Here is a 10718-nt window from a genome sequence, read left to right as displayed (position 1 = left end):
CCCATAGAAGCTGGCGAAAGCTTCGAGTCGATCGAGGGCATCAACGCTCTCAAACGCTTCTGCGTATAACTCCATCGCGTGCAGAGCCGAATAGCAACCAGCGCAGCCACAGGAACTTTCTTTGCTGTCGCGAGTATGAGGGGCACTATCGGTACCCAGAAAAAACTTGGGGCTGCCCGATGTGGCTGCTGCCAAAAGTGCCAAGCGATGCTGCTCGCGTTTCAAAATGGGCAGACAATAAAAATGGGGACGAATGCCGCCTGTGAATAGGTTATTGCGGTTAAACAATAGATGTTGGGGTGTAATCGTGGCCGCGACGTTGTGGGCAGATTGGACAAACTGCACCGCATCTGAGGTGGTGATATGTTCGAGTACGACGCGCAGTTTGGGAAATCGCGATCTGAGTGGGATCAGGTGTTTCTCGATGAACACTTGCTCTCGATCGAACACATCAATATCGCCATCGGTCACTTCTCCATGTAGTAACAGCGGCATGTCCACCTGCTGCATCGCTTCAAAGACGCGATCGCACTTCCGAATGTCCGTTACCCCGAAGTCTGAGTTGGTTGTGGCACCTGCTGGATAGTACTTCACTGCTTTGATAAATGGGGCTTCTTTGGCGGCGACGATCTCTGCGGGGCTAGTGTTATCCGTGAGGTAGAGTGTCATCAGTGGCTCGAACTGCTGGCCAGACGGAATCACCGCGACGATCCGATCGCGGTAAGCCGCAGCATCGGCTACCGAGCGCACTGGGGGCTTCAAATTCGGCATGACGATCGCCCTGGCAAACTGACGCACCGTGTGCGGCAGAACCGCTTTAAGCGCATCCCCATCGCGTACATGCAGATGCCAGTCATCGGGTCGGGTAATTGTGAGTTTTTGCATCTTTCAATCATAAAACAGTTGGCGATGCCTTACATTATTCGGAAAGCAAATGAGAAAACTGTGACTGAGATCCATTCAGAAATTCGCTCCTCACATATTCTTCATGTTTAAATCTTACCATTGGGAGATCGAGACTCTTTTACAGCAAAAAGGCTATCTCTGATTTCTCGGCTTTTTGAGTTTCCTCAGTTTTTTGGGGAGTGCCAATCCAGAACGGGCAGGACTGGCGGCAATGGCGATTTTTTCTGGTCTGGCGATCGAGGGCAAAAGAAGATGATTACTTCGCTAATTGTGGCTCAGATTATTTTACCGCTGGCCCTAATAGCATGGTTAGCGATCGCCCCACCGCATAATTTGTTGGGTATCACGATCCAAGCCTTCGTTACGGCAATCGCATTATTCGCGATCGCCCGCATCGGCCTCTGGATTTTTCCACCTTGGTGGACACCTTATGTGTATGGGCTACTGTTGGCGATCGCTGTAGCGATCGGGCGGCGGCGACCCAAACCGATACCAAGAATGCCGTCTAGTTGGCTCGGTTGGATTGCGATCGTTGGTTTCGTTGCTTTTGGTGTTTTTGCTAGAAACGAAGCAGTGCGGAGTTGGGCTGGTCAGTTTCCACCCCCTATTCCCGCCTTCGATCTCGCCTTTCCGCTGCGGGATGGTGAGTATCTAATTCTCAATGGTGGTAGCGATCTTCGGATTAATGCACATCTAAAAACGCTGGACGAGTCAGTGCCGCGTTTTCGTGCCTACCGAGGACAGAGCTACGGAGCCGATATTGTCAAGATCGATCGGTTTGGCTGGCGGGCAAAAGGGATCGTTCCTAGCGATCTGGCTGCTTATCAGATTTATGGTGAGCCTGTGTTCGCTCCCTGTACGGGGAAAATTCTTCAGGCGATCGATGGTTTGCCAGATATGCAGATTCCGCAGATCGATGCAGTAAATCGATCGGGTAATCATGTCATTCTGCTCTGTGGCAATGCTGATGTCTTACTCGCCCATTTTCGATCTCAAAGTCTCTCGGTGCAATCAGGAATCGACGTTCGGGTTGGCGAGCGTCTGGCCGAGGTCGGAAACTCTGGTGCCAGCGACGAACCCCACTTACACATTCATGCCCAACGTCCCGGATCGTCTACGACACCATTTTCCGGCGATCCTTTGCTGATGCGCTTTGATGGACGCTTTCTGATTCGTAGCGATCGTGTGACTATGCCCTAGCCAAAGCACAGGCTCTATCGGGGCAAGTGACATTTGATGACTCCGGTGATGGAGCCGTAAAAATTGCGCTCGAACCCTCACCCTCAACTGTGACTCCACTATTCGAGGCCATCCCGCACCGACAATGCACCCGCGCCGAGTATGACGGCAAGCCATTGAGTACTGAAGAAATTCGGCTCCTAGAAGCAGTAGGTCAAGGAGATGACGTGCGGGTGCTGATGCTGACGAAAAGATCTGAAATTGAAACAGTGCTGGACTATGTGGTGCAGAGCAGTGGGTCGCTACAATGGGCTTCATTAAATATCGAACAACTGGGCTTATAACGCTGGTGCTGTTGGGTTTTGTGCTCAACCTAGCCTACAGACTAAAACAGGCATTGACAGCTATTTTTAAATCAGATCCAACCCCTGCACCAACGATCGTCCGTCCAGTCATAGAGCCACTTCAGACGCAGTAAGTTGACTATCTTCAGCGATCCGATCGATCGAGTTAGGATTTGATTCGACTTTCGATCGTTGACTTTTGACGCGCAGTTGGATCGAGCGTTCTGGTGCTGTTACCAAACCTCGGCGTTTTGCGTGGACATCCCGCTGGTCTACCAATTCTAGTTCCCACTGTGAGAGGATCTGGGCGAGGGCGAGTTTCATTTCCAGCAGCGCAAAAGCACTACCGATGCAACGTCTAGCACCACCACCAAAGGGGAAAAACTCAAACGGCGAAAAGTGTCGATCCAAGAAACGTTCTGGTCGAAATTGATTGGGCTGGGGATATAAATCTTCCCGATGGTGAGTCAAATAAATCGACCCTAGCACGATTGTATTTGGTGGTAATTCTCGTCCAGCGAGATTGACAGCTTTGGTAGTAACTCGGGGGAAAGTTAGCATTCCAACTGGATAAATCCGCAGGGTTTCATTACAAACGGCATCGAGATAGGGAGATTTCATCACGGCGGTGACATCTGGATCTGGGCCTAATCGATCGAGTTCGGCGACTAATTTAGCTCTAACTGCTGGCAACTTATGCAGCCAATATAATGCCCAAGCTAAAGCTGTCGCTGTCGTTTCATGTCCCGCTACCAGCATCGTCATCAATTCATCTCGCAATTCAACATCAGTCATCGACTCACCCACTTCATCTTGAGCCGCCATCAAGAGGCTGAGGATATCGGTACGGGTAAAATCGGGTTGACTCCGGCGTTCCTGAATTTCGGCGTAGATGAGAGCATCTACCGCCTGCTGACAGCGCATTTGGATTGCCCAAGGACCAATTCCACCAAATTCTTGTTGGAGGATGGGCAAGTATAACATCGCGACACTTAGGGGAGAACTGCCAAGTTCAAGCAGTTCGCTCAGGAGACGGGCGAGTTGTTCGGCACGCTCGCCCCGATTTAGTCCAAATACTGCTTGCATAATCACCCGCAGGGTAATTGTTTGGGTGGTCGTCCGCACGTCGAAAGTTTGACCGATCTGGACTTCTGCTAAGGTTTCAGCCGTAATTTGGGTGATGACATGACTATATGTTCGCATCCGATCGCCATGAAATGGTGGCATCATCAACTGTCGTTGGCGTTGATGCTGTGCCCCACTCAGGCAAATTACGGAGTTGTCGCCGAGCAAAGACTTAAATAAAACGTTTAGCTCACCTGGAGCATGAAAATCTGCTCTGGTATCTTGAGTTAAAATTTGCTGCAAGGCTTGGGGATTACTGACAAAGACTAGATTTTGATTATTTTTACCCAAATTGAGAGTGAATATATCGCCATAACGGCGAACGCACTCATCCATAAAGGACATGGGGCTGAAAATCCAGCGGATAAGTTGGATCGCAGCGGGCGTTTGGGGACCTAGAGGTAATTGCATAGTCGATCTTTCCCAATACATCTATCAATATTATAGCCTGCTCTCAATCCTGACCTTGCAGCCAATGTTATTCGATCGTAACTACTCAGGCTTAAAAAATTAGGAAGATTTTGAATAAGCGGTAGTTATGCTTGTAAAGTTTGACAGAGATATCGAACGGACGTGTACTTAATGAAGAGACAATTACTACTCTCAGAACGTGCTAGAGAAGTATTGCAGGAAGTAGTTGGTTGCGAGATTTGGGAAGCAATACTGTACAATATCAGACTGCGGTGCAATCACAGGCGGAGCGGGATCTACAAATGATGAAATTAAAAGAGTGGCGGGTGAGCCGCCCAATACAGAATATTTCTGGTACATCCCAATCTTTGAAAAAACAAATTATGAGAAACTTAATACTTTTCGCCGTTATCGTCTTAACAATTAATTTGTCCGCTCAAGCGCAAGAGCGTAAAACCGTTTCAGAACCGCAGTATATTGTCGTTGATAGTAAAGACAATATTTTTGTGACGCGCAAATACGGGATGCTGAAAATCGCGCCGGACAGAACTGTGACCGACCTTTCAAAACAAGGTCCGGCTATCGGCGGGATGGACAGAACTTGGACTAACCTCATCATTGATTCCAAAGACAATCTTTACGCGACCGAAAACGGCGGAACCGCCATCTACAAAATAACGGTTTCCGCCGATAACAAAGCTGAAATAAAACTATTCGCCGGACAACAATACGGTTACAAGCTGGAAGACGGACCGCTTGCCGCCGCCGGACTTAATCTGATTGATTTAATGACGATTGACGGTAAAGACAATATTTATATCACCAGTAGCTACGATAAGATAAAAGACGCTATCGGAGGTAATTACCTAACCGACAGGTATTTTTTAAAAGACCTAAACGGCTCTGCTCCAAAATATAGCCAAACCTCCGCCCGACGGTTTAGTGTCATCAGGAAGATTGCGGGCGGCGTGGTTTCAACACTAAAAACTCCCGACGGAAAGTTTATTCTGCCGCACGATATTTCAGCCATCACTACCGACAGTCAGGGAAATATCATTTATGCCGCTGCCGGATTTGCCCGTTTTATCGGAAAAATAGACCTTACCGCCGGGACAATCACGAGCATCGCCGGGCAGCCTTATAAAAGAAAATGGTGTCCGGTTTACACGCCAGGCGATGCAGCTAAAGCTGAATTCGTCGATCCGGCATCGGCGATTATCACCAATCAAAAGGGCGAGATACTATTTACGGACAAACGGTTGCACCGGATTATCAAAATATCGGGCAGCAAAGTATCAACGCTGGCGGGAAATAATATCATTGACCCCTGTGCGCAAAACATCGCCGGCAGAGCGCAGGAAGGCAATAAAGACGGCAAGGTTTTAACGGCTCTGTTCAATTTTCCAAAAGGCATCGCCTTTGACAGCAAGGGAAATTTATTTATCGCGGATATGAATAACCATTCCATCCGCAAACTGTCGCCCGACGGAATGGTGACTACATTTGCGAAATAATGGATTGGTTCTCATCCTATACTTCCTGAGACACATCCCTATCATGTCTCTTTTTATGTCTCAAAATACCTTTCTCTTAAAGTCTAAAGAATAATGAGATATATGAGTACAACTTGGAGTTTTAAGTATGGCTCTAGTTGGATATGCACGAGTTAGTTCGGTGGGGCAAAGTCTTAATGTCCAATTAGACAAGCTCCAACATTGCGATAAGGTTTATCAAGAGAAAAAAAGCGGTACAAGTTTGGAGGGTTTATGCAAAAAACCCCAATTTGATGTTGCCAGTTGTCACTAAAGTCATATTGGTACACAAAGCGTTCTTTCACTCGCCATCCCAAATCTGCTAGTTTGACTTTGTTTGGGTCGTCAGTAAACCAAATTCCCCCGCTCTGAGCGATCCCGTAATCTTTCCCGTGGATGACGAAGCGATGTAGATGCGCGACGTTTGCGGGGGAAGCTTCCCCCGCAAAGCTCGCTTGGGAATCTGTCCACCCCATTACGATCTGGACGATGTAGTGTAAATCGGCGATCGTGGTGTCGCTGTGAACTTTAATGCGTCGCCAAATCATGGGACTGATGCCCAGGATGAAGATTTTGAGTTGGTAGACGGTTATTTGCTCAGATTCAGACATAGAGCCATTTTACCGCATTTCGGATATTTCATCTCCCCGAAAATAATTGCTCGCCAAATTAGTGTCGTCAAGCAAACGGACGCTGTCTTGTCTTGTCTCGCAGCCGGGAGGAAACCTCCCGGCATATAGCCGCTGACGCACACAACTTGGAAGGATATACCTCCTAGCCTTTGTCGATCGACCCGACCGTCGATGCGCCGCTGATATAGGGGCTGGAAACTTTTGCGATTCGATTCATCTTCATGTCGTCAAATCATCAAGCTGTCATTGGATGGAAAAGCGGCTAAGTCTAGCTTTGTCGCTTCAACGACATTAATGTGTCTTCACGACAAATAAAAAGTCACTGTACAAAAGAATTGCCCAAAAAAGCTGAGCTTGAGATTGGCAATTACGTCAAGTTACTTACAGGCAATGAGAATTGCATAACAAACATTTATCGGTCGAGAGGCTATTATCCTAACGGGATTCTCACTCGTAACTCATCTTGTAAAGTAAGCAAAAATGGCAGCAATTAGTTTAACCGGATCGACCTACACCGAAAACTTTGACACATTGGCAAGTTCCGCTAGCAGCTCTACTTTGCCCAATGGTTGGGTATTTACTGAGGCTGGAGCGAACGCGAATACAATCTATACAGCCGGAACAGGCAGTTCAAACGCAGGTGACACTTACAGCTTTGGAGCCACCAGTAGTACAGAACGAGCACTAGGCGGATTGCAGTCTGGCAGTTTATTGCCGACAGTGGGGGCAAGTTTTGCTAATGACACCGGAGCGACGATTACCGCACTCAACGTGGCTTATACGGGCGAACAGTGGCGGTTAGGGACTTTGAACAGAGCAGATCTCATCGATTTTCAGTACAGTTTAGATGCGACTTCTTTAATAACGGGAACTTGGACTGATGTGAATGCCCTGGACTTTACAGCCCCAATCACAGTGGGCACTGTCGGCTTACTCGATGGTAACGCCGCAGCTAACCGCACGACGATCGGCAATTCGATCGCGGGCTTGTCGATTGCCCCAGGCGCGATAGTGTGGATTCGCTGGAATAGCTTTGATGCTTCTGGCGCTGACGATGGTTTAGCGATCGATAATTTCTCACTCACCCCGACAGTAAGTGCAGTGTCAACAACCTCAGTGGTGACGATCGCGGCTCAAGACGCAACTGCCGCCGAAGCAGCACAAGACCCTGGTACCTTCCGCATTAGTCGATCGGGCGATACCACCACCGCTCTAGCAGTCTCTTACACTCTCAGCGGTACGGCAACCAGTGGCGACTATACTCCAAGCCTCGCAGGTACTGCTAACATTGCTGCCGGACAATCTTTTGTGGATGTCACCATTACACCTGTAGATGACTTGTCCCCAGAAACTACCGAAACTCTTACGCTGACATTGGTTGATACTGATGCCTACAATCTAGGTGCGACTAATACGGCAACCGTGACGATCGCCGACAACGATGTTGCGGCTGGTGGGACGCGGATTAATGACATTCAAGGTACCGCCCACCTGTCAACCTTCAATGGTCAGGGTGTAGTGAATGTGCCGGGAATTGTAACCGCGATCGCCTCGAACGGATTCTACCTCCAAGATCCCACGCCCGATGCCAATGAGGCTACTTCTGAAGGGATTTTCGTCTTTACGAACAACGCTACTAGCATTTTGGGTGCGCGCACGGTCGGCGAAGCCATATTGGTGAGCGGGACAGTTACCGAATTTCGTGCTGGTGGTGCCAACAACCTGACTATCACCCAAATTACCAATAACAGTAGTGTCCAGCCCCTGAGTGTCACAGCATGGACAAACGCTCCGACAACAACAATCGCGCCGACGGTGCTAGGTAATGGCGGTCGAACTATTCCTACATCCGTAATTGAAAACGATGCCAGCAATTTAGAAACCAATGGCATCTTCGATCCGGCTCAAGATGGCATTGACTTTTACGAAAGCTTGGAAGGGATGCTAGTTCAGGTCAACAGTCCAGTCACCACCTCACCTACCGCCAACTTTGGGACATCTGAAGAAATCTGGGTGCTAGCAGACAATGGTGCTAATGCGACTAGCCGTACTGCTCGTGGTGGTAGCCTGATTACGTCCAGCGACTTCAACCCAGAGCGGATTCAGATCGACGATCTGAACAATTCCCTGACGTTACCTAATGTAAATGTCGGTGCCCAACTCAGTACGATTACTGGGGTCGTCAACTACAGTTTTAGTAATTACGAAGTACTAGTTACGAACGCTCCGACCGTAGTACAGGCTTCAACCTTAGAAAAAGAAATCACGAACCTGACTAACAGTGCCACCCAGTTGACCGCTGCGACCTTCAACGTCGAAAATCTCGATCCTGGCGATGGTGCAGTCAAGTTCAATGCCTTGGCAAATGCGATCGTCACTAATCTCAAGTCACCAGACATTATTAACCTGGAAGAAATTCAGGACAACAACGGTGCGACCAACAATGGCACAGTCAATGCCGACGTGACACTGCAAACGCTGATTAATGCGATCGCGGCTGCGGGTGGTCCCACCTATGAATATCGCCAGATCGATCCCGTTAACAATCAAGATGGCGGCGAACCTGGTGGCAACATTCGCGTGAGTTTCCTGTTTAATCCCAACCGCGTGAGCTTTGTCGAAGGATCGCTGCAACGCTTGACCGATCCTAACTTAGCCGATGGCGATGCCTTCGCTAGCAGCCGCAAACCTTTGGTTGGTAAGTTTGTCTTCAATGAACAAGAAATCACCGTCGTCGGCAATCACTTCAACTCCAAAGGTGGCGACCAGCCGCTGTTTGGTGTCAACCAACCACCGACGCTGACGAGTGAAGTGCAACGCAATCAGCAAGCCACGATCGTCAAAGATTTCGTGCAGGGTCTGCTCGCGACCAACCCCAACGCTAATATAATTGTGGCAGGCGATCTGAACGACTTTGAGTTTTCCAATCCCCTGACCATTTTGGAAAGTGGGGGCTTAAATACTTTGGTCGAAACCCTGCCAGCCAATGAACGCTATACCTACAACTTTGAGGGCAATGCTCAGGTACTGGATCAAATCCTGGTCAGCAACAATCTATCGAGCAAACTCGATGGCTTTGATGTCGTTCACATCAACTCTGAGTTTGCGGATCAGGTCAGCGATCACGATCCTGTAGTTGCCCGCTTCAATCTAGCCGTACCAAACAAAGCACCGACGGCAGTTAACCTCGCCAATCCCGTCACGACACTAGCCGAAAACACTAGCACCGCGACTCGGCTCAAGGTTGCCGATCTCTCAGTAACCGATGATGCTCTAGGCACCAACGTTCTGAGCCTCAGCGGAACTGATGCTAGCACCTTTGAAATCGATGGCAACGTGCTGTACGTCAAGGCAAATACCAGCCTCAACTTTGAAGGGAAATCCAGCTATGCGATTAGTGTTGCTGTGGATGATGCCACAGTTGGCAATATGCCTGATGCTACTACCAACTTCACGTTAGCACTCACGAATGTCAATGAAGCTCCAACTGCTATAGATGACAACGGCTTCACAGCTAACCAGAGTGTCGCCAAATTGATTCCGGTTGCAACTCTGCTCTCGAACGACACTGACCCCGATGCCAATACTACTTTATCGATTCTGTCCGACGGATTTAGCGATGCCATTGGTGGCAGCGTTGCCCTCAACGGGAGTAATGTTGTCTTCACTCCCATCTCTAGCTTTAGTGGTACTGCCAGCTTCAAATACACTCTCAGTGATGGTATTCTCACCAGTCAAGCACTTGTGACATTAGCAGTGGGCAAAACATTAAACGGTGGTAATGGCAAAGACACCCTCACTGGCAACGATGGCGATGATAACTTAGATGGCGGTAATGGCAAAGACACGCTGTTTGGCAATGGTGGTAACGATACTTTGTTCGGCGGCAATGGGGAAGATCTTCTCTGGGGTGGTGATGGCAATGACCTGCTCAATGGTGGCAATGTCGACGATCTGCTCAATGGTGGTGCAGGTCGCGATACTTTTGTTCTTACCCGCAATGGTAACGGCACCGACACGCTTCAAGACTTTACGGTTGGACAAGATACGCTAGGCTTAGCGGGAGGGCTGAGTTTTGGTCAATTGAGTTTTACTAATGTCAGTGGCAGTGCGGCAATTCGCTTTGGCACTGAGACGTTAGGGCTGTTAACTGGAGTGAGTGCCAATCGATTGGTACAGTCTAGTTTCATCACGGTTTAACGATTATTGCAATCTACTTGCATCGTTAAATAGTGGTTCAACCCCCCCATCAGTCACTACACTGATGGGTTTTTTGTATCAAGTTTTAATTACAGAATATATATATATAGAGTAGTTCTGGGCTGATCCTGTAGCTGTTCTTTATCCTACTCACCTAATTACTATTAACTGCCCCAGCAACCGCTAAATATTGGCAAATAACCGCAGCCTGTTACCAGTCTTCAATCAGATCGAGTATCATCTGATAGTCTTTAGTATTATCTTGCTGTTGATACAATCTGGCTGCTTGTTGCATGTCGGCAATTCCACCAGCGAGATCGCCCAAAAGTTCGTTCCTCAGTAAACCGCGATTGACGTAGGCATCAGCATTTTGGGGGTCGAGTTGAATA

At 48.6% G+C, this 10718-nt stretch carries 6 protein-coding genes and 2 pseudogenes; 5 read left to right on the top strand and 3 right to left on the bottom strand.

Annotated features, from left to right (window positions below):
* The coding region (pyrC, locus tag RMO35_RS17870; RefSeq protein WP_309742760.1) for a dihydroorotase at nucleotides 1–885 on the bottom strand (885 nt) is incomplete at its 3' end.
* Between the two features lie 273 nt (nucleotides 886–1158).
* On the opposite strand from pyrC, the gene RMO35_RS17865 reads away from it, so the two are divergent.
* Complete coding sequence (locus RMO35_RS17865; RefSeq protein WP_309742758.1) at nucleotides 1159–2106, top strand: M23 family metallopeptidase; 948 nt, start codon at nucleotides 1159–1161, stop codon at nucleotides 2104–2106.
* 26 nt (nucleotides 2107–2132) lie between these two features.
* Complete coding sequence (locus tag RMO35_RS17860; RefSeq protein WP_309742756.1) at nucleotides 2133–2429, top strand: hypothetical protein; 297 nt, start codon at nucleotides 2133–2135, stop codon at nucleotides 2427–2429.
* 108 nt (nucleotides 2430–2537) lie between these two features.
* Here RMO35_RS17860 and RMO35_RS17855 read toward each other — a convergent pair whose 3' ends face one another.
* Nucleotides 2538–3965 (bottom strand): cytochrome P450, encoded by a 1428-nt coding sequence (locus RMO35_RS17855; protein WP_309742754.1) that lies wholly within the window; start codon nucleotides 3963–3965, stop codon nucleotides 2538–2540.
* 272 nt (nucleotides 3966–4237) lie between these two features.
* Between RMO35_RS17855 and RMO35_RS17850 the strand changes: the two genes are divergently transcribed.
* Both RMO35_RS17850 and RMO35_RS17845 read left to right on the top strand, forming a co-directional pair.
* Complete coding sequence (locus tag RMO35_RS17850; RefSeq protein WP_309742752.1) at nucleotides 4238–5479, top strand: hypothetical protein; 1242 nt, start codon at nucleotides 4238–4240, stop codon at nucleotides 5477–5479.
* Between the two features lie 127 nt (nucleotides 5480–5606).
* A pseudogene (locus tag RMO35_RS17845) lies at nucleotides 5607–5720 on the top strand (recombinase family protein); the annotation flags it as partial.
* 25 nt (nucleotides 5721–5745) lie between these two features.
* Here RMO35_RS17845 and RMO35_RS17840 read toward each other — a convergent pair.
* Nucleotides 5746–6108, bottom strand: a pseudogene (locus tag RMO35_RS17840) (plasmid pRiA4b ORF-3 family protein); the annotation flags it as partial.
* Between the two features lie 501 nt (nucleotides 6109–6609).
* On the opposite strand from RMO35_RS17840, the gene RMO35_RS17835 reads away from it, so the two are divergent.
* A complete protein-coding gene (locus RMO35_RS17835; protein WP_309742750.1) occupies nucleotides 6610–10329 on the top strand; it encodes a cadherin-like domain-containing protein in 3720 nt (1239 codons plus the stop codon).
* The last annotated feature ends 389 nt before the right edge of the window (nucleotides 10330–10718 follow it).

The sequence above is a fragment of the Chamaesiphon sp. OTE_20_metabat_361 genome (assembly GCF_031364565.1).
This window is presented reverse-complemented; position numbering and strand designations above follow the sequence as displayed.